The organism is Streptomyces mutabilis (genome assembly GCF_046628145.1).
Lineage (GTDB): Bacteria > Actinomycetota > Actinomycetes > Streptomycetales > Streptomycetaceae > Streptomyces > Streptomyces mutabilis.
Window position 1 is genome coordinate 6,401,433 of sequence record NZ_CP176874.1, and the last position, 18,302, is coordinate 6,419,734.

At 70.3% G+C, this 18,302-nt stretch carries 16 protein-coding genes and 6 pseudogenes; 15 read left to right on the top strand and 7 right to left on the bottom strand.

What is annotated here, in order from left to right:
• Positions 1 to 362: 362 nt before the first annotated feature.
• From ACLIN4_RS28660 to ACLIN4_RS28670, 3 genes are all read right to left on the bottom strand, one after another.
• Positions 363 to 1,220: an aldo/keto reductase gene (locus ACLIN4_RS28660; protein WP_289907330.1), complete on the bottom strand. Its 858-nt coding sequence runs from the start codon at positions 1,218 to 1,220 to the stop codon at positions 363 to 365.
• Entirely contained in the window at positions 1,217 to 1,651 is a 435-nt protein-coding gene (locus ACLIN4_RS28665) for a cupin domain-containing protein (RefSeq protein ID WP_107477703.1), read from the bottom strand. The genes ACLIN4_RS28660 and ACLIN4_RS28665 overlap by 4 nt, the downstream gene beginning before the upstream one ends.
• A 69-nt stretch (positions 1,652 to 1,720) precedes the next feature.
• Positions 1,721 to 2,041 (bottom strand): carboxymuconolactone decarboxylase family protein, encoded by a 321-nt coding sequence (locus tag ACLIN4_RS28670; protein WP_107477702.1) that lies wholly within the window; start codon positions 2,039 to 2,041, stop codon positions 1,721 to 1,723.
• 216 nt (positions 2,042 to 2,257) lie between these two features.
• Here ACLIN4_RS28670 and ACLIN4_RS28675 point away from each other — a divergent pair, with 216 nt between their 5' ends.
• The gene (locus ACLIN4_RS28675) at positions 2,258 to 3,145 is read left to right on the top strand and encodes a helix-turn-helix transcriptional regulator (protein WP_107477701.1); all 888 of its coding nucleotides are present in this window, start codon (positions 2,258 to 2,260) and stop codon (positions 3,143 to 3,145) included.
• Positions 3,146 to 3,483: 338 nt separating this feature from the next.
• Here ACLIN4_RS28675 and ACLIN4_RS28680 read toward each other — a convergent pair.
• Positions 3,484 to 3,696 (bottom strand): annotated as a pseudogene (locus ACLIN4_RS28680) (CoA-transferase); the annotation flags it as partial.
• A gap of 179 nt (positions 3,697 to 3,875) precedes the next feature.
• A pseudogene (locus ACLIN4_RS28685) lies at positions 3,876 to 4,295 on the bottom strand (CoA-transferase); the annotation flags it as partial.
• Between the two features lie 47 nt (positions 4,296 to 4,342).
• Here ACLIN4_RS28685 and ACLIN4_RS28690 point away from each other — a divergent pair.
• The 5 genes and pseudogenes from ACLIN4_RS28690 to ACLIN4_RS28710 all read left to right on the top strand — a co-directional run.
• Positions 4,343 to 4,660 (top strand): annotated as a pseudogene (locus ACLIN4_RS28690) (VOC family protein); the annotation flags it as partial.
• A 346-nt stretch (positions 4,661 to 5,006) separates the two neighbouring features.
• Positions 5,007 to 5,396: an IclR family transcriptional regulator domain-containing protein gene (locus ACLIN4_RS28695; protein WP_411576381.1), complete on the top strand. Its 390-nt coding sequence runs from the start codon at positions 5,007 to 5,009 to the stop codon at positions 5,394 to 5,396.
• Positions 5,344 to 5,544, top strand: a pseudogene (locus tag ACLIN4_RS28700) (MBL fold metallo-hydrolase); the annotation flags it as partial. The gene ACLIN4_RS28695 and the pseudogene ACLIN4_RS28700, both read left to right, overlap by 53 nt.
• Positions 5,545 to 5,673: 129 nt before the next feature.
• Positions 5,674 to 6,801 carry an alpha/beta hydrolase gene (locus tag ACLIN4_RS28705; protein ID WP_289907340.1) on the top strand — a complete coding sequence of 376 codons (1,128 nt, stop codon included), beginning with the start codon at positions 5,674 to 5,676 and terminating at the stop codon, positions 6,799 to 6,801.
• Between the two features lie 363 nt (positions 6,802 to 7,164).
• Entirely contained in the window at positions 7,165 to 7,293 is a 129-nt protein-coding gene (locus ACLIN4_RS28710; protein ID WP_257101597.1) for a hypothetical protein, read from the top strand.
• A gap of 196 nt (positions 7,294 to 7,489) precedes the next feature.
• On the opposite strand, the gene ACLIN4_RS28715 is transcribed toward ACLIN4_RS28710, so the two are convergent.
• Positions 7,490 to 8,401, bottom strand: coding sequence for a helix-turn-helix domain-containing protein (locus ACLIN4_RS28715; RefSeq protein WP_107477698.1), 912 nt, complete (start codon positions 8,399 to 8,401; stop codon positions 7,490 to 7,492).
• 254 nt (positions 8,402 to 8,655) lie between these two features.
• Here ACLIN4_RS28715 and ACLIN4_RS28720 point away from each other — a divergent pair.
• The 8 genes and pseudogenes from ACLIN4_RS28720 to ACLIN4_RS28755 form a co-directional block, all read left to right on the top strand.
• Positions 8,656 to 8,848 (top strand): annotated as a pseudogene (locus ACLIN4_RS28720) (MFS transporter); the annotation flags it as partial.
• Positions 8,849 to 8,927: 79 nt separating this feature from the next.
• Positions 8,928 to 9,693, top strand: a pseudogene (locus ACLIN4_RS28725) (alcohol dehydrogenase catalytic domain-containing protein); the annotation flags it as partial.
• A gap of 43 nt (positions 9,694 to 9,736) precedes the next feature.
• The gene (locus ACLIN4_RS28730; protein ID WP_257101596.1) at positions 9,737 to 9,994 is read left to right on the top strand and encodes a hypothetical protein; all 258 of its coding nucleotides are present in this window, start codon (positions 9,737 to 9,739) and stop codon (positions 9,992 to 9,994) included.
• Positions 9,973 to 11,334 carry an alpha/beta fold hydrolase gene (locus ACLIN4_RS28735; protein WP_381914677.1) on the top strand — a complete coding sequence of 454 codons (1,362 nt, stop codon included), beginning with the start codon at positions 9,973 to 9,975 and terminating at the stop codon, positions 11,332 to 11,334. The genes ACLIN4_RS28730 and ACLIN4_RS28735 overlap by 22 nt, the downstream gene beginning before the upstream one ends.
• Before the next feature lie 44 nt (positions 11,335 to 11,378).
• Entirely contained in the window at positions 11,379 to 12,014 is a 636-nt protein-coding gene (locus ACLIN4_RS28740; RefSeq protein WP_107476192.1) for an MBL fold metallo-hydrolase, read from the top strand.
• Between the two features lie 65 nt (positions 12,015 to 12,079).
• Entirely contained in the window at positions 12,080 to 12,859 is a 780-nt protein-coding gene (locus ACLIN4_RS28745) for an exodeoxyribonuclease III (protein ID WP_411576382.1), read from the top strand.
• A 109-nt stretch (positions 12,860 to 12,968) separates the two neighbouring features.
• Complete coding sequence (locus tag ACLIN4_RS28750; protein WP_100044412.1) at positions 12,969 to 13,376, top strand: DUF6278 family protein; 408 nt, start codon at positions 12,969 to 12,971, stop codon at positions 13,374 to 13,376.
• Positions 13,377 to 13,712: 336 nt separating this feature from the next.
• Positions 13,713 to 14,687, top strand: a complete 975-nt coding sequence (locus ACLIN4_RS28755; RefSeq protein ID WP_290012192.1) for a hypothetical protein — start codon at positions 13,713 to 13,715, stop codon at positions 14,685 to 14,687.
• Positions 14,688 to 14,812: 125 nt separating this feature from the next.
• On the opposite strand, the gene ACLIN4_RS28760 is transcribed toward ACLIN4_RS28755, so the two are convergent.
• The gene (locus tag ACLIN4_RS28760; RefSeq protein WP_411576383.1) at positions 14,813 to 16,258 is read right to left on the bottom strand and encodes an aldehyde dehydrogenase family protein; all 1,446 of its coding nucleotides are present in this window, start codon (positions 16,256 to 16,258) and stop codon (positions 14,813 to 14,815) included.
• 235 nt (positions 16,259 to 16,493) lie between these two features.
• Here ACLIN4_RS28760 and ggt point away from each other — a divergent pair, with 235 nt between their 5' ends.
• Positions 16,494 to 18,296, top strand: a complete 1,803-nt coding sequence (gene ggt / locus ACLIN4_RS28765) for a gamma-glutamyltransferase (protein ID WP_411576384.1) — start codon at positions 16,494 to 16,496, stop codon at positions 18,294 to 18,296.
• Positions 18,297 to 18,302 lie beyond the last annotated feature (6 nt).

Below are 18,302 nucleotides of genomic sequence, written 5' to 3' on the forward strand. Positions count from 1 at the left end.
CCGCGCCAAAACCCAGGGACTCGTCGACGTCGCCGTAGCCATCGCCGGCGCGGCAGGCGGCACGGCCTCCGGCCTCGTCGTCGCCGCTGCCGGCTACTCCGCACTGGCACGTCGCCGCCGTGATCTCCCTACTCGGGAAGATCTTGGGGACCGAGTACTTTCCGGCCACGACGGCCGGCTACGACAGCTGCTTGTCTGGGCCCGCAAGCGGGGGCGGTGCGCCGGGCCGGCGTGTAGGGCACCGGCACCCTGGCCTGCCGTGAAGCCTGGCAGTGGCTGACTGCCTGGTTCGGCGCCACCGACACCGTTACCTCGGTCCTGCCCGACACGTCGTGCAGGATCGAGGTAGCGCACCTGCGGCGTCACTTGCCGCTGAAGACGGGGAAGGCGCTGTGGTCGCCGTAGTCCACATCGCGCAGGCCCCGCAGAGCGTCCATGTCCGCGTCGGAGATCTCGAAGTCGACGTTGGCATTGGAGCGCATGTGCTCGGGGTTTGCCGTCTTGGGCAGTGACACCGTGCCCAGCTGGAGGGTGTAGCGGATGCAGAGCTGGGGGACGGACACGCCGTACTTCTCGGCCATCGCCTGGACTTCGGTGTTCTTCAGGATCGCGCCGTGGGCGATCGGCGAGTACGCCTCGACGAGGATCTGTTGGCCGGCGCAGTAGGCCAGTAGTTCGGCGGGGGTGTTCCCGGCGTGTACGAGCAGCTGGTTCACGTGCGGGACGACGGTCGCGTCCTGGAGGATGTTCGCGAGGTCGTGCTGCTGGAAGTTGGAGACGCCGATCGCCCGGATCTTTCCCCCCTGGTGGGCCTTCTCCATGGCACGCCACGCGGCGCGATTGCCTTGGGCGTAGTCGCCGCCGCGGAAGTCGTTCCACGGCTGCGGGCTGTGGATCAGCATCAGGTCGACGTGGTCCAGGCCCAGCTTCTCCAGAGAGCCGTCGATCGCGGCCAGCGCCTGGTCGTAGTCCTTGATCTCCGCGGCGAGCTTGGTCGAGACGAACAGCTCCTCGCGCGGCACGCCCGAGGTGCGCACGCCCTCACCGACGCCGCGCTCGTTGCCGTACGCCTGGGCGGTGTCGATGTTGCGGTAGCCGATCTGTACGGCCGCGCGGACCGCTTCGGCCGCCTTGTCGTCGTCGATGAACCAGGTGCCGAGCCCCAGCCTGGGGATCTCGACGCCGTTCGACAGCGTGCAGGTCTCCTTCAGGACGGTCATGCGTTCGCTCCGTTCTTCGGCAGCTTGCCGTACACCTCGTCGGTGACCGGCTCCAGCCATTCGTTGCTGACACCTTCGCCCGGGGTGATGAAGGCGAGGTGGGAGAACCACGCGTCGGCCTTCGCGCCGTGCCAGTGCTTCGTGCCTGCGGGGACGCGGATCACCGTGCCCGGCTCCATACTGATGGGGTCCTCGCCCTCGGCCTGGTACCAGCCGCTGCCAGCCGTGCACAGCAGGATCTGGTCACCGCCGCCGGCCGTGCCGTGGTGGATGTGCCAGTTGTTGCGGCATCCCGGCTCGAAGGAAACGTTGCTGACCGGGACGCTGCCCGAGGCGAGCGGAGCCAAGTAGCTCTGGCCGATGAAGTACTGCGCGAAGGCGTCGTTCTTCTCGCCGAGCGGGAAGATCTGGTCGAATCCGTTGCCAGCCATCTTGTTCTCTTCCTTGGTTCACTACGCCCCGCTGAGCGTGCGGGGCCGGTTTGCTGCTCGCGCCAGGGATCAGGCGGAGCGCTCGTCCGCGATCTTCTTCAGCAGGGTGATCGTGCTCATGGCGTTGGGCCATCCGGCGTAGAACGCCAGGTGCGTGATCGCCTCGGACAGCTCCTCGACCGTGAGCCCGTTGTCCAGGGCCACACCCAGGTGGTAGGGCAGCTGCTCGCTGCGGTAGAGGGCGGCCAGCACACTGACCGTGACCAGGCTGCGGTCCCGCGGGGAGAGGCCGGGGCGCTCCCACACATCCTGGAACAGGACTTCGTTGGTGACCTCGACCAGCTTCGGCGCGATACCGGCCAGCTCCTGCGGTGCGGACTGCGTCGCCATGAGGTGACTCCTTGTGATGGCGCGGACACGAGGATGCGGCATTGCCCACTGTCGGCCACCCGGGGCCGGAGAGCACCTGCTCACGCCTTCCGGGCCGGGGCCGCATCTGCTGACACCACCGAGGAAACCGCAGCTCACAGGCGTGCGGAAGGCTCTGCCTTTCCAGGTACTGGCAGAACCTCCCAGCCGCCCCCCGCTCCTCCTAACCTGGACAACATGGACACCAGCCGCGAGATCCGGGACTTCCTCGCCACCCGCCGCGCCAAGATCACCCCGGAGCAGGCCGGCCTGCCCGCCTTCGGGAACGGCAAGCGCAGGGTCCCCGGACTGCGCCGCGAGGAAGTCGCCCTGCTCGCCGGTGTCAGCATCGACTACTACGTCCGTCTGGAACGCGGTCAGCTCGCCGGCGCCTCGGAAGAAGTCCTCGACGCACTCTGCCGCGCCCTCCAGCTCGACGACGCCGAACGCTCCCACCTGCACGACCTGGCCGCCGCCCAGCGTCAGCGTCCGGCCCGCCGCACCGCTCGCCGGGCCAAGGACGCCGTTCCTGCCAGCCTCAAGCGGGTCCTGGAGTCCATGACCGGCTCACCGGCCTTCATCCGCAACGGCCGCCTCGACATCCTCGCCGTCAATGACCTCGGTCGCGCGCTGTACGCACCCCTGTTCACCGCCGCGGCTCCCACCCCGGTGAATATCGCCCGCTTCCAGTTCCTGGATCCCACCAGCCACGGCTTCTTCCCCGACTGGAACGCCTCGGTCAACACCACCGTGTCCCTGCTGCGCACCGAAGCCGGCCGAGCTCCGGGCGATACCGAACTCACCGGACTGATCGGCGAGCTCGTCACTCGCAGCGACGAGTTCCGTGCGGCCTGGGCCAAGCACAATGTGCGCCTGCACCGCACCGGCCGCAAGGCGTTCCGCCACCCGGCCATCGGCGAGATCGCGCTCGACTTCGACGCCATGGAACTGCCTGCCCACCCCGGCCTCACGCTGACCGCCTACAGCGCCGAACCAGGCACCCCCGACCACGACGCCCTCATACTGCTCGCCTCCTGGGCCGCAACCAGCTCGGACGAAGCCCACCAGGACGCGTCCCGCCCCTAACCGGCCCTTGTCGAACGTTGTTCGCCCGGGACGTCCGTCCGAGTCGTCTCATTGACCAGATGAAGATGGCGGCGTTGTGGAGTCCAGCCAGACAGATGGCGGCGGTCTTGTCGTACCGAATGGCCAGACCGCGCTTCGGGTTGGGCGCCGGTTCGGACGAAGTCATCCGGCTGTGGTCGGACCACACTGGTGTGCCGGAGGCGATGGGACGGTTGTGTAGTTGAGCTCTGCGGGGTCGACGGGAAACGTGTACGGCACGGCGTGCGCTCTCACCAAGGTGGCCGGCGGGACGTCCTCACCGCATCCCGGCACGGCGGATCCCGATCGAGCGCGACGGTTCAGCAGGCGATCCTGGTGTTGTCGAAGTGGATCGGGGCTCCGGTGTGGGAAACCAGCTCCTCGACGGTGACGCCGGGCGCCGTTTCGATCAGGGCGAGGCCGGCATCGGTGATGTCGAGGACGCCGAGGTCGGTGATGATGCGGTGGACGCACCGTTCGCCGGTGAGTGGGAGGGCGCAGTCCTTGAGGACCTTCGTCGAAGAAGGAGGCGCCGGGCAGCACGGTGACCGTCTCCTTGCCGCGGGCGGCCATCTGGTCGCGGGTCCACGCCATCAGGAACGTACCGTCCTCTTCCCGATGTGCTTGACGGCGGCTTGTTCTGAGTGAGCAGGATGACTCTCTGCACGAAGATGCCCGGAAGGTGGACGGTGTCCGGATCCAGCTCGCCGGGTTCGACGAGTTCTTCGACCTCGGCGATCGTGATCCGACCGGCCGTCGCGGTGAGCGGGTCGAAATCGGCGGCGGCGCGACAGAAGACCAAATTGCCGTGACGGTCGCCGCGCCAGGCCCGGACCAGGGCGTAGTCCGTGGTGATGCACTCCTCCATGACGTGCAGCTGGCCGGCGAACTCGCGCATCTCCTTGGGCGCAGACGCCACAGCGATCGAGCCGTCGGGTGCATACCGCCAGGGCAGGCCACCACCGGCCACCTGAGTGCCCACGCCTGCCGGCGTGTAGAAGGCGGGGATACCCGCGCCTCCGGCCCGCAGGCGGGGATGCCGGAGAGCCCGAAGCCACCGACGGCGGGAGACGCGCCGTCGGGTACGTCCTCGACCGCTTCGGCGGGGCTGCCGATGACCTTGTCCAGGGATAGGGAACCTTCCTGATTCGCGTTGGGGACGGCGCCGTCGTCTTCGCCGTGCCCGACGTCCGCAAGGCGGTCGACTTCTACATCGACGCCATGGGCTTCCTCACCAGCGACATCATCACGCTCAACGAGCCGCTCGGCGAGATGTGGTTCCTCCGGGCCAACCCGCGCCACCACAGCGTCGCCCTGCTCGAAGTCCCGGGCTCCCTCGGGCTGCACCACGTCTACCTGGAATCCCGCACCCTGGACGACGTCGGCTACTCCTACTACGACGTCCTGGGCGGCGACGAGAACCCCGACCTGCTGATGAACCTCGGCCGGCACATCGGGGACCAGACGGTCTCCTTCTACATCCACTCGCCCGCCGGCTTCTTCATCGAATACGGCTGGGACGGCCTGGCCATCGACGACCTGGAGCGCCGTTCACCGCACTTCATCAACGTGCGCAAGGGCAAGAGGCCGGAGATGTGGGGGCACAAGTTCCGCTTCCAGCCCAACGAGACGGTCAAGCCCTACCAGCCCTGGCCCCGGCCCGGAGGATCACGTACTCCGGGCCGCCAGTACCACGGCCGCGCACCGTACACACCGCGCATGACAACGAACCGGCCCGGAGGGAGCACGACGATGCCCGCAGTCAGCACCGTACTTGTTGTGGGAGGTGGCACAGCCGGTACCGCTGCCGCGATCCTGCTCGCCGAAGCGGGTGTCGCCGTTCATGGAGGGCGTGCACGACGTGGTGGGCCACCATGTGCAGTTGGGGGTACTCGACGGCGACGAGGTGCTGTTCCTCGAGCGCCTCTCGGCGCCGAACGCGGTGATCAACTACACCCGGACCGCCGGCCGCCTGCCCCTGTACGCTTCCTCCAGCGGCCTGGTGCTGCTGGCCCAAGGCCCGGTGGGCCTCAGGGAACGGATGCTGGCCGGCCCCCTCACCGCCTACGCCCCGGCAACCCCTGCCACACCCAGCCGGCTGCGGGCGACGTTGGCCGAAGTCCGGCAGCAGGGTTATGCCTACTGCCCCGGCTACGTCCACGCGGATCGTCGGCGACGACCACGAAGCCGACCGGCTCTTGTGGAAGCACACCCACCCCGACCGCGACCCTGACGGCTACCTTTCCGACAACCAGCGCATCGAGATCGCCGGTACGCAGCTGCGCGTGCTCCACACCCCCGGACACACCCCGGGAGCCGTCTGCTTCCACCTGCCGGATCTCGCCACCGTCTTCACCGACGACACCCTGTGGGGGGGGGGCGAGCTGGTGCCCCCATAAACCCGACCTGTCACGCCTGGGGTGGAAACGGTTGCCTGGAGGAGCGCCTCGGTCATGACACCACCGACCGTGCCGCCCTGTCCGTCACCGATCGAATATGAGGTCCACTCCATGGAACGTCGCAAAGCGCTCGGCCTGATCGCCGCCACTGGCGCCGCCGCCTCCTCCTCCTTCACGGCTCTGCCTGCCTTCGGTGCGGAGACCGGCCGCACCGCGGGTGCCCCGGCACAGCGCAGGGCCACGGCCAAGGGCGGCTACACCTTCGCGCTGGACAAGAACGTCGAGCGGACCTCGGTGCGGTTCGAGAACCGCTACGGCATCGAGGTCGCCGGGGACCTCTACGTGCCGAAGAACGCCCGGGGCAAGCTTCCCGCCCTGGTGGTCAGCGGCCCGTTCGGCGCGGTCAAGGAACAGTCCTCGGGACTCTACGCCAACGAGTTCGCGCGCCGCGGCTACGTCGCCCTCGCTTTCGATCCCTCCTTCACCGGAGAGAGCGGCGGCACGGTGCGCGACGTGGCATCGCCCGACATCTGCACTGAGGACTTCAGCGCCGCCGTCGACTTCCTCGGCCTGCGGAAGTTCGTCGACCGCGAGCGGATCGGCGCCCAGGCCATCTGCGGATTGAGCGGCATGGCGCTCACCGCGGCGGCCGCGGACAGCCGTATCAAGGCGGTCGCCACGGCCTCGATGTACGACATGTCGCGCAGCATGTCTCGCGGCCATAAGGACAGTTACACGCTCGGACAGCGCCGGAAGGTCGTGGACTACCTCAGCCGGCAGCGCTGGATCGACACCCAGAACGGTACCTTCGCCCGGGGATCCCACGAGGTGCCCTTTGACGAGAACGGCGATGTCGCCCCGTCGAACCGCGTCCTGCCCAAGACCCTCCCGGCGGACGCCGACCCGGTCACGGCGAGCTTCTTCGACTACTACCGCACCGAGCGCGGCTATCACCCGCGCTCGATCAACTCCACCACCGCGTGGACCGCGACCACGCCGATGTCGTTCTTCGCCTTCCCGCTGATGACGAATCTCGACATGCTGGCGCCCAGCAAGGCGCTCCTGGTGGCCGGCGCCGACGCGCACTCCCGCTACTACTCCGAGGACGTCCGGGCGAAGGCCCCCGACGCCGTCGACCTCGTGATCGTCCCGGGCTCGGACCACGTCGACCTGTACGACCGCAAGGACCTCATCCCCTTCGACAGGCTCGACGAGTTCTTCACCAAGAACCTCGCCTGACGGCAGCCCTCGACAGGCCGGTACTGCCACCGGCCTGTCGGGGAGCACCCAGGGGTGGCGGCCTCTCGGGAACGGTCGCGACGGTCGTCCCGCGGAGCCTCCCCGATGCCACCGTGGTCAGCAACGGATTGCCTACCTCGCGCACAGACTCGCTGGATCCGGACTGCGCAAGCGCGACGAACCGTGGATGCCGCGGGCATCGAGTTCGGGGCGCAGGGTGCGGCGGCGTCGACCAGTCCGCGGTCGCGGGCCATGACGGTCACCGTGACGCCATGGGGGCGAGTGAGTTCTTCGGCCAGGCTCTGCAGCCGGTCCGCCCAGCCGGCGACGAGCTGCTGGGCCTCGCCGCGCGCGGCGTTCCGAGTGATCGAGGAGATCGAGGCCACGCTCGAGCACCAGCTCGAGATAGCCACACTGCCGTTCGGCAACCAGCCGCGCGCCCCGGCCACGCCGAGAAGCAAGCTCGCCGGCGGGACTTGCTCGCACCACTGATCGAGCCGCGCTTGCCGGAGTCCGACCATCGCGCCCTCCAGACGCGCGCTATCGCGGTGCGGCGATCACGTGCCTGCAGGAGCGAACGAGGAGGAGCGCCTCGGCGGGCGGGCCAACCTGTTCGAACCGCACGACACGGCCGTGCAGGTCATCTGCCGGCCCGCCTGACGGATCTCCCGCCGACGGGCCCGGACCATCAGGGCACTTCTCTGTCGCCGGTGGCTTCAGTTTCCTTGAGCCGGGTCGCTGCCCAGCTGGAGAGGACCTTGAGCCGGTCCTCGTCGGGGGTGCCCGGCTCGGCCGTGTAGATGGTCAGAGAGTGTGCCTCCCGGGGGGAAACGGTCAGGTCCAACGGCTGGTAGACGAGTTTCAGAGGTCCGGCGTCAGGGTGCTGGAACTGTTTGACCCCACCGTGGTGGATGCGTACGTCGTGGGCCGCCCACCGGGTGCGGAACTCGGCGCTCGTCGTGGACAGCTCACCGATCAGTTCACGCAGGTCCTTGTCGCGCGGGTAGCGCCCCGCCTCGGCGCGCAGCAGAGCGACGGTGGCGCCCAGGGCACCGTCCCAGTCAGCGACGAAGTCGGGTGCGCCTCGGTCGAGGAACCAGTACCGGGCGAAGTTCGGACGGCCGCGTTCGTCGGTGGTTTCGCTTTCGAACAATGGGGCGAACAGGGCGCGGGTGAGCGCGTTGCAGGCGACCATGTCCAAGCGGCCGTTGGTGACGAACGCCGCGGAAAGAGTCATGGAGTCGAGCAGCCACTGGACGCGGGGCGGGATGTCGACGGCCTTGCGGCGGCGAGGCGTCCGGCTGGGCGGCTGTGCCGCCCTGGCCAGGTCGAACAAGTAGATGCGTTCGTCCTCGTCCAGCTGCAGCGCGCGGGCGACCGCATCGAGGACGTCTTCGGACACGCCGGCGATGTGGCCCTTCTCCAGCCGCGTGTACCACTCAGTGCTCACGCCGGCGAGGACGGCGACCTCCTCGCGCCGCAACCCCGGAACCCGGCGCCGCCCGCTCGTAGGCAGTCCGGCCTGCTCCGGGGTGATCTTGGCGCGCCGGGTGGCGAGGAAGTCACGGATATCGGCGCGGTTGTCCGGGAGGCGTTCCATGCCTTCCACGCTACGATCCTCGCCGCCAGGGAGGGGGGTCGAGCTTGTGCCCCCCCATATACGCAGCCTCCCGTATACGCGGGAGAAGCGGTTTCGTGGGAGAAGTTCACCTTCTCGATCCACCACGGAGACGCTGTATGACCACGCGAGGAGCAACACTCCACGCCTCCAGCGATGCCCGCGCCGGTGACCTCGAGCGTCCACCCGTCCGGCTTCCCCTCATCGTGTACGTGCTCGCCCTGGGCACGTTCTTGATGGGCACCACGGAGTTCGTGGTGGCGGGTCTGCTTCCGGTGATATCGGCTGACCTCCAGGTCAGCGTGGCACAGGCCGGCCTGCTGATCACTGTTCGCGGTCGGCATGATCGTCGGCGCGCCGCTGATGGCGATGCTGACACTACGGCTGCCTCAACGGTGGACACTGCTCCTGGCCCTGGCCGCGGGATGCCTGTGCCTCTCTGTACACGAACCGGCGCCACAGGCGCCGGCATACAGAACAAGGAGAACCCACCAGGCGTGGAGTAGTGATGTATACCGCCGGCGACGTCCGGGTGGGGGCCGCGAGGATCCGGAGATCATCGAGCCCACCGACGCCATCGTGAGGCTGACGGCGACCTGCATCTGCGGCTCGGACCTGTGGCCGTACCGCGGCGTCGAGCCCGCCGACCACCAGGTCATGGGACATGAGTACGTGGGCGTCGTGGAGGAAGTCGGCTCCAGGGTCAAGAACGTCAAGGTCGGCGACTTCGTCGTCGGGTCGTTCGTCATCTCCGACAACACCTGCGAGATCTGCCAGACCGGCTTCCAGTCCAAGTGCGTGCGCGCCGAGTTCGTCGCGCAGACGATCGGCACCCAGGCCGAGAAGGCTCGCATCCCGCACGCCGACGGCACCCTCGTCGCCACCCCGGGGCAGCCCGACCGGAGTTGATCCCCTCCCTGCTGGCCGCCTCCGACGTGCTCGGCACCGGCTGGTACGCAGCCGTCGCGGCCGAGGCCGGGCCCGGCAAGACCGTCGCGGTCGTCGGCGACGGCGCGGTCGGCCTGAGGGCGATCTTGGCTGCCGAGCAGCTCGGCGCGGAGCGCATCATCGTCATGTCCGGCCACCCCGAGCGGCAGAAGCTGGCCCGCTTCTACGGCGCCACGGACATCGTCGAGGAGCGCGGCGAGGAGGGCGTCGCGAAGATCAAGGAGCTGACGAGCGGGCTCGGTGCGCACTCGGTGGTCGAGGCGGTCGGCACCCAGGAGTCGTTCATGCAGGCCATCAGCGCCGCTCGCGGCGGCGGGCACCTGGGCGGCGCTCAACGGACGCCAGCTGCGTGAGCGGGCCTACAAGGTCATGGACCGCAGCGGGCTGCGCCGGGTCCGCCTGTACGACGCCCGGGCGAGCTGCCTGACGTACCTGGCGAACCACGGGGTCCCGGACCACCTCCTAGCCCGGTGGGCCGGGCACACCGACGTACGGACCACGAAGCGCTGGTACGTGAAACCGGGTGTGGAGGACCTGCGGCCGGCGGCGGACACGTGGGGAGGTCTGGCGGGTGGCTCCGCCCCCGTTCACGAAGAGAATGTGAGATGTGGGAGCGTGAACGGGTGAGTGAGAAGAACGTCGACACCCTGCAATACCGCTTTGACGGGCCGGAACAGGCCCCGGTCCTGGTCATGGGGCCGTCCCTCGGTGCTACATGGCACATGTGGGACCGCCAGGTGCCCGAGCTGGCGCAGCAGTGGCGGGTCCTCCGTTTCGACCTGCCCGGGCACGGCGGCGCTCCCGCCCACCCGGCGGGTTCCGTCGCCGAGCTCACCTCGCGCCTGCTGGCCACGCTCGACGGACTCGGCGTGCAGCGGTTCGGATACGCGGGCTGTGCGCTCGGCGGTGCCGTCGGTACCGAACTGGCCCTGCGCCACCCCGAGCGTCTCGCCTCCCTCGCGCTGATCGCCGCCTCGCCCCGCTTCGGCACCGCCGACGAGTTCCGCCAGCGCGGGGTGATCGTCCGTACGAACGGGCTCGACCCGATCGCCCGCAGCGCGCCGGAGAGGTGGTTCACCGGGGGCTTCGCCGCCGCCCAGCCCGCGATCACCGAGTGGGCCGTGCAGATGGTCCGGACCACCGACCCCGGCTGCTACATCGCCGCCTGCGAGGCGCTCGCCGCGTTCGACGTGCGCGGCGAACTCGGGCAGGTCGGCGTGCCCACCCTGGTCCTCGTCGGCTCCGACGACCAGGTCACCGGCCCCGCCGAGGCCCGTACGCTGGTCGCCGGTATCCCGGACGCCCGCCTCGCCGTCGTCCCGGGCGCCTCCCACCTGGTCCCGGTGGAGCAGCCCGGAGCCGTCACCGACCTGCTGGTGCGGCACTTCTCCACCGCCTGGCAGACCGCCCACGACACCTCCACCGGGCAGATCGCGATCCCGGCCGTTCCCGCCGCCCCCGCGGCCGTGCCGCCCGCGCCCGCGGCCTCCGCCGCCCCCGTCCAGCCCGCCATGGCGCCGCCCCCGCCGCAGAGCGCGCCCATCGCCGAGATCGCCCCGGCCCCCGCGGTACCGGCACAGGGACGGCCCGATCCGTACGACGCCGGCCTCAAGGTGCGCCGCGAAGTGCTCGGCGACGCGCACGTCGACCAGGCGCTGGAGCAGGCCGACGAGTTCTCCGGTGACTTCCAGGAGTTCCTCACCCGGTACGCGTGGGGCGAGATCTGGGACCGCCCGGGCCTGGACCGGCGCACCCGCAGCTGCGTCGCCCTCACCGCCCTGGTGGCCGGCGGCCACCTCGACGAACTGCCGCCCCACCTGAGGGCCGCCCTGCGCAACGGGCTCACCCCGTCCGAGATCAAGGAAGTACTGCTCCAGGCGGCCGTCTACTGCGGCGTACCGGCCGCGAGCGGCGCCTTCCGGGTGGCGCAGCAGGTCATCCGCGAGGAGACCACGCCGCCGGAGTGAGTCCCGGCGAGCCGGGGGCCGGCGTGCGGCGGCAGGATGGAGTCATGAAGCTCACCAAGAAGTCGCACGCCTGCGTCCGCCTCGAGAAGGACGGGCGCACGCTCGTCCTGGACCCCGGCGGATTCAGCGAGGAGGACGCCGCGCTCGGCGCGGATGCCGTCCTCGTCACCCACGAGCACCCGGACCACTTCGACGAGCTGCGGCTGCGCGCCGCGATGGAGGACAACCCGGCCGCCGAGATCTGGACGCTCAGGTCCGTCGCCGAGAAGGTCGCGGCGGCCTTCCCCGGCCGCGTGCACACCGTCGGTCACGGCGACACCTTCACCGCCGCCGGTTTCGACGTACAGGTCCACGGTGAACTGCACGCGGTGATCCACCCGGACATCCCGCGCGTCACCAACATCGGGTTCCTCGTCGACGGCGGCAAGGTGTTCCACCCCGGCGACGCCCTCACCGTCCCCGACCACCCGGTCGAGACGCTGATGCTCCCCGTCATGGCGCCGTGGAACAAGATCTCCGAGGTCATCGACTACGTGCGCGAGGTCAAGCCGCAGCGGGCCTACGACATCCACGACGCCTTGCTGACCGACCTCGCCCGGCCGATCTACGACCGCCAGATCGGTCAGCTCGGCGGCGCCGAACACCTGCGGCTGACGCCGGGGGACTCCGCCCGGGTGTAACGCCGGTGACCTGGTCTCTTCCGGGGCGGGGCGGGGTTGTCGGTGCCGCCCGGTAAGTTGTGGACATGCGCATCGCGACCTGGAACGTGAACTCGATCACCGCCCGCCTGCCGAGGCTCCTCGCCTGGCTGGAGAGCAGCGGCAGCGACGTGCTGTGCCTCCAGGAGGCCAAGGTCGCCGAGGAGCAGTTCCCCTTCGACGAGCTGCGCGAGAAGGGCTACGAGGCGGCGGTGCACGCCACCGGCCGGTGGAACGGCGTGGCGGTGCTCTCCCGCGTCGGCCTCGAGGATGTCGTCAAGGGCCTGCCCGGCGACCCGGGCTACGACGGCGTCCAGGAGCCCCGCGCGATCTCCGCCACCTGCGGTCCGGTCCGCGTCTGGTCGGTGTACGTGCCCAACGGCCGCGAGGTGGAGCACGCGCACTACGCCTACAAGCTCCAGTGGTTCGAGGCGCTGCGCGCGGCCGTCGAGGGTGACGCGGCCGGCAGCCGCCCGTTCGCGGTGATGGGCGACTACAACGTCGCGCCGACGGACGACGACGTCTACGACCGCGCCGCCTTCGAGGGCTCCACCCACGTCACCGCCGCCGAGCGCGCCGCCCTCGCCTCGCTGCGCGGCGCCGGCCTGTCCGACGTGGTGCCGCGCCCGCTGAAGTACGACCACCCCTTCACCTACTGGGACTACCGCCAGCTCTGCTTCCCCAAGAACCGCGGCATGCGCATCGACCTGGTCTACGGCAACGAGCCCTTCGCCAAGGCCGTCACCGACTCCTACGTCGACCGTGAGGAGCGCAAGGGCAAGGGCGCGTCGGACCACGCACCGGTCGTGGTGGACCTGGAGGTGTAGTCACCCGGTCGCCTCGTCACCCGGTCGTCCCGAGCGCGGCCTCTCCCGCTGTCCGCCGCCCCTGCGCGCCCTGTGGTGCGCGGGGCGGTACGAATGACAGTCTGGAGGTATGAATTTCCCCTTCCTGGGCAGGCGGCGCGCAGATCCACGGGCTCACGACGCCGAGGGAATCGGCGACCTGCTCGCCGACTGCGACCTGCTGCGCTCGCAGGCACTGCGGGAGGGTGTCCGACTCGACGACTCCGAGGTCTCCCTGGAGCGACTCGACCAGATGCTGCCCCGATGGCGCGGCGACGACGAGATCCTGGACTGGCTCGGCAACGACGCCGGCCTGTACCTCGGCACCGTGATCGTGCGTACCGTGCCGGGTGCCGTCTGGTCCATCCGGTCCGACGGGCAGCCCGTGGTCCGGCTGGCCTCCGGCCGGGAGTTCGACGTGGTGGCCTCCGGCCACGCCTGGGCGGCGGACGGGGCGCCCGAACTCTCGCAGGTGTACGGCGAAGTCGCGGAAGCGTGAATTGCCGTAAATAGGGCTAATGCCCGGAGGTGCGTGTCGTCGGCAAACATGCCGTCCGTCTCGGTACGTTGCAGTCGTCGGACCACACGAACGCGCAGGGGGCACACGCAAGGTGCAGCCGGAGATCACTGCTCGCGCGGCGCGACGGACACCACGAAGGTGCGTCCGCGGCCGAGGAGAAGGTCAGCTGCACACCGGGTGCAGGAAACCCGGTGGGCGTTGCGAGCCGTCTGCGTCGGTGCCGGCGGGGGACTCGCCGCCGCCGGGGTCGCGTGCCCGGCGAGTTCGACGGAAGTCCCGGCCGGGCTGATCTCCGCACCGCGATACTCGATGGTCATGACACACGATGACCTCACCGCAGACACCCCGGTCGACCCGGCATTGCGTCGGGTGCTGGCACGGGCCGACGAACCGGAACTGTTGGAACTGCTGGCCGACGGAATGTCGGGCGCGGATCTGACCACCCTGCTGCTGGAGGTGTTCCGGCGCCGCGCGGAGCGGCTCTCGCCGGCCGAGGTGATGCGGCGCTACCGCAGCGATCGGTTCGTGGCCCCGGCGCCGGTCGAGTTCGCCGCACTGCGGCGCGCGGAGGACGTGTTGCTGTCGGCGTTGCCCGAGGACTTCGAGGTCCTCGTGCTCGCTCCCGTCGTGCCGCTGGCCGCGCATTCGGCCGTGGCGACCGTCGATCCGCGCAAGGTGATCGCGACTGTGCGCGGCAGCGAGGTGGCGGCCGATCCGACGAACGCACTGGCGCTGGAGGCAGCGCACCGGCGCTCCCTGGCCCTGGCCGCCGATCCGCGTTCCGACGCGACGGTCCGGCTGGCGGCCGGCCAGCGAGTGACTCGCGCCCAGAACTTCAACGGTCCGAGGAACCTCGCCCACTTCCAGCTCTTCGGCCTGGTGACCGCCGGCCGGGACACCGGCAACCAACTCTTCGAGCGCCGTCACTTGGCCGAGCACCTGCGGTTCGCCGCCCGGGCGATGGCCGGCATCGGGGCGCAGGACACGCAGGTCGGGCTGACCTTCCTGGAGGACGCGACCGGCCCGGCCGCCGAGCGGATGCGCCACGACCTCGCCGGTCTGCCAGGTGTCCAGGTGTGCGAGGACCCCGACCGGACCACCGGACGCGGCTACTACACCGGCGTCTGCTTCAAGATCTACACCAGCATCGGTGGCCACCGGCTGGAAGTCGGCGACGGCGGCTTCGTCGAGTGGAGCCAACTGCTCACCGGCAACCGCAAAGAACGTCTGCTGATCAGCGGTTTCGGCGTCGACCGCCTTGCCGAGGCCCTGACTTCGCCGAGGCCCTGACGTCGCAGAGGCCCTGACGTCACAGAGCCCCTGGGCACGGGCCGGCGCCGAGCCGCCCTTCGCGCACGAGCTGACGGCCGTCTCCGGGTGGCGGTCCCACCACCCGCCGCTCGTCCCCGGCGCGGTCAGAGGCTGATCACGCCCGTACGCGTGTCGGTCATGTCCAGCAGGGTCCACTTGCCGCCGATACGGCCCCAGCCGGTGCCACGGGAACCCGCGCCGCCGAAGGGCATGTTGATGTCCCACCAGTTGTTGGACTCGTTGACGACGACCTGGCCGACCTCCATCTCCTCCATGAAGCGGAACGCGGAGGTCATGCTGCGGGTGAAGACGGCCCCCTGGAGACCGAGGGCGTCGTCGTTGGCGATGCGCAGCAGGTCGTCCTCGTCGCGCCCGGTGATGATCGGGACGACCGGGCCGAAGGACTCCTCCTTGGACAGCAGGCTGTCCTCGGGGACGCCGTCGACCACCGTGAACTCGTAGTAGAGGTCGGTGGGCATGCCCCCGCGGCGCCGGCCGCCGGTGAGGACGCGCGCGCCACGGGCCCGGGCGTCCTCCATGTGGCGGTCCATCTTGGCCGCGACACCCTCGTTGTTGAGGGGGCCGAGGACGGTCTTGTCGTCGAACGGGTCGCCGAGGCGGACGCGCTCGGCCTCGCGCAGGACGGCCTCGACGAACGCGTCGTGGACGGCGGTGTGCACGACGACCCGCTCGGTGGCGCAGCAGACCTGTCCGGCGCAGGGGTAGGCGCCGTCGACCGCGGCCTTGGCGGCGGCCTCGACGTCGGCGTCGGCGAGGACGACCAGGGGGCCGTTGCCGGAGCACTCCATCAGCGACCGCTTCAGACCGGCGGCGGACTGGATCTTCGCGCCGGTGGCGGACGAGCCGATGAATCCGATGGCGTGGATGCCGGGGTGGCGGACGAGGGCGTCACCGAAGGCGCCGTCGCCGGGAAGGACGCTCACCAGGCCCTCGGGGACCCCGGCGGCGCTGAGGGCCTCCATGGCCTTCAGCACGGTCAGCGGCGTGTTCGTCGGGGGCTTGACCACCAGTGCGTTGCCCGTGGCCAGGCCCGGAGCGGCGAACTCGGTGAACATCAGCAGCGGGAAGTTCCAGGGCGTGATGACCGCCCAGGTGCCCACCGGACGGTGGAAGGTGAACATCCGCTTGGAGCTGTCGCGGGAGGGCAGCGTCTCGCCGTTGAGGCGGACCGCGTCCTCGGCGTGCAGGTGGAACAGCTCGGCGGCCTCCGTCACGTCGGCGACCGACTCCGCCAGCGGCTTGCCCTGCTCCAAGGTCTGCAGCCGGGCGAGTTCGTCACGGCGCCGGTCGATCTCGTCCGCGATCCGGTGGCACAGCGCCGCGCGCTCCCAGACGTTGACCTTGGCCCACGCGGCCTGTGCGGCGTGGGCGGCGGTGACCGCCGCGTCCAGGTCGGCCGCCACGGGCAGCGGGACCGTGCCGACGTGCTCGCCGGTGGCGGGGCTGATCACGTCGTACGTGTCGCTGCCCGCCCCGTCGCGGAAGACGCCGGCGAGGAACAGCTGCTGGGACGGAGGAGGCGTGGCCATGGAGGTCCTCTCGACGTGGCGGTCGTTGCGGCGGATCAAACAGCAGCAACTTTTCACCGTCAAGACACACGAAACAGACAAGCCGGTGACCGGTACCCGCCGATGCGGCACGCGTGCCGGCGGGCGTCGGTGGGCCGGTGCTCGGCGGGGCGTGTCGTACGCGTTCCCGCGGCGTTCCTGACGCGATCATGACGATCAACTAAGCTGCCCGAACGGCCTTTCCCTGGAGGTGCGGATGCGTCGCCCTGTCGCACGGAATCTGACGGTCCTGGCGGTCTCGGCCGCTGTGGTGTCGGTGGGGGCGGCGGCGCCACCCGCCGCGCAGAGCAGACCCGCCGTCCCCAAGACGCCGGTCGCCGTCGGGTACGGCGGCGCGGTGGCCAGCGTCGACCCGGACGCCTCCGCCGCCGGCATCGAAGTGCTGCGCAAGGGCGGCAACGCCGTCGACGCCGCGGTGGCCACCGCGGCCGCCCTGGGCGTCACCGAGCCCTACTCCGCCGGCATCGGCGGGGGCGGCTACTTCGTCTACTACGACGCCGAGTCCCGTACCGTGCGCACGATCGACGGCCGTGAGACCGCGCCGCTGACCGCCGACGAGGACCTGTTCACGGAGAACGGCAAGCCCATCCCCTTCGCCGACGCCGTCAGCAGCGGTCTCGCCGTCGGCACCCCGGGCACGCCCGCCACCTGGCAGGCCGCCCTCGACAAGTGGGGCAGCCGGAAGCTCGGCTCCGTGCTCGAGCCCGCCGAGCGTCTGGCCCGGCACGGCTTCACCGTCGACGACACCTTCCGCTCCCAGACCGCCGCGAACGAGCAGCGGTTCCGCTACTTCCCGGACACCGCCGAACTCTTCCTCCCCGGCGGCGAACTCCCGGCCGTCGGCTCCACGTTCAAGAACCCGGACCTCGCGCGCACCTACAAGGAACTCGGCCGCGAGGGCGTCGACGCCGTCTACCACGGCGAACTCGGCGAGGACATCGTCGCCACCGTCAACGAGCCGCCCGTCGACCCCGACTCCGGCTGGAACGCCCGCCCCGGCGACCTGACCGCCAAGGACCTCGCGGCCTACGAGACCAAGTTCCAGGCACCCACCAGGACCTCGTACCGCGGCCTGAACGTCTACTCGATCGCCCCCTCCTCATCCGGCGGCACCACGGTCGGCGAGGCGCTCAACATCCTGGAGCGCACCGACCTCTCCAAGGCGAGCAAGGCCCGCTACCTGCACCGCTTCATCGAGGCCAGCCGCATCGCCTTCGCCGACCGGGGGCGCTGGGTCGGCGATCCGGCCTTCGAGGACGTACCGACGAAGGAGCTGCTGTCGCAGCGGTACGCCGACTCCCGCGAGTGCCTGATCAAGGACGACGCGGTCCTCACCAGTCCCCTCGCGCCCGGTGACCCCCGCGATCCCGCCCCCTGCGCGGACGGCGGCACGGCGGCGCCGACGACGTACGAGGGCGAGAACACCACGCACCTGACCGTGGCCGACAAGTGGGGGAACGTCGTCGCCTACACGCTCACCATCGAGCAGACCGGCGGCAGCGGCATCACCGTGCCCGGCCGCGGCTTCCTGCTCAACAACGAGCTGACCGACTTCTCCTTCGCCCCGGCCAACCCGGCGGTCCACGACCCGAACCTGCCCGGCCCCGGCAAGCGCCCCCGGTCGTCGATCGCGCCCACGATCGTCCTCGACCAGCACCACAAGCCGGTCGTGGCCGTCGGTTCGCCCGGCGGCGCCACCATCATCACCACCGTGCTCCAGACCCTCACCGGCGTCATCGACCGCGGCCTCCCGCTCGTCGACGCGATCGCCGCCCCGCGCGCCAGCCAGCGCAACGCCGCACAGACCGAACTCGAACCCGGTCTCTACGACAGCGGCCTGCGGGAGGAACTGGAGGCCATCGGGCACTCCTTCAAACGCAACCCCGAGATCGGCGCGGCGACCGGCGTGCAGCGGCTGCCGGGCGGCAAGTGGCTGGCCGCGGCGGAGAAGGAACGGCGCGGCGGCGGCTCGGCGATGGTGGTCAGGCCCGCCCGATAGCGCGGG

Coding starts and splice junctions, on each gene's coding strand:
- ACLIN4_RS28665 (WP_107477703.1), bottom strand. CDS start 1,651: ATGGCTGGCAACGGATTCGACCAGATCTTCCCGCTCGGCGAGAAGAAC.
- ACLIN4_RS28705 (WP_289907340.1), top strand. CDS start 5,674: ATGGAACGTCGCAAAGCGCTCGGCCTGATCGCCGCCACTGGCGCCGCC.
- ACLIN4_RS28755 (WP_290012192.1), top strand. CDS start 13,713: ATGACACACGATGACCTCACCGCAGACACCCCGGTCGACCCGGCATTG.
- ACLIN4_RS28695 (WP_411576381.1), top strand. CDS start 5,007: ATGGAGGGCGTGCACGACGTGGTGGGCCACCATGTGCAGTTGGGGGTA.
- ACLIN4_RS28735 (WP_381914677.1), top strand. CDS start 9,973: ATGTGGGAGCGTGAACGGGTGAGTGAGAAGAACGTCGACACCCTGCAA.
- ACLIN4_RS28745 (WP_411576382.1), top strand. CDS start 12,080: ATGCGCATCGCGACCTGGAACGTGAACTCGATCACCGCCCGCCTGCCG.
- ACLIN4_RS28670 (WP_107477702.1), bottom strand. CDS start 2,041: ATGGCGACGCAGTCCGCACCGCAGGAGCTGGCCGGTATCGCGCCGAAG.
- ACLIN4_RS28675 (WP_107477701.1), top strand. CDS start 2,258: ATGGACACCAGCCGCGAGATCCGGGACTTCCTCGCCACCCGCCGCGCC.
- ACLIN4_RS28750 (WP_100044412.1), top strand. CDS start 12,969: ATGAATTTCCCCTTCCTGGGCAGGCGGCGCGCAGATCCACGGGCTCAC.
- ACLIN4_RS28740 (WP_107476192.1), top strand. CDS start 11,379: ATGAAGCTCACCAAGAAGTCGCACGCCTGCGTCCGCCTCGAGAAGGAC.
- ACLIN4_RS28730 (WP_257101596.1), top strand. CDS start 9,737: ATGGACCGCAGCGGGCTGCGCCGGGTCCGCCTGTACGACGCCCGGGCG.
- ggt (WP_411576384.1), top strand. CDS start 16,494: ATGCGTCGCCCTGTCGCACGGAATCTGACGGTCCTGGCGGTCTCGGCC.
- ACLIN4_RS28715 (WP_107477698.1), bottom strand. CDS start 8,401: ATGGAACGCCTCCCGGACAACCGCGCCGATATCCGTGACTTCCTCGCC.
- ACLIN4_RS28760 (WP_411576383.1), bottom strand. CDS start 16,258: ATGGCCACGCCTCCTCCGTCCCAGCAGCTGTTCCTCGCCGGCGTCTTC.
- ACLIN4_RS28660 (WP_289907330.1), bottom strand. CDS start 1,220: ATGACCGTCCTGAAGGAGACCTGCACGCTGTCGAACGGCGTCGAGATC.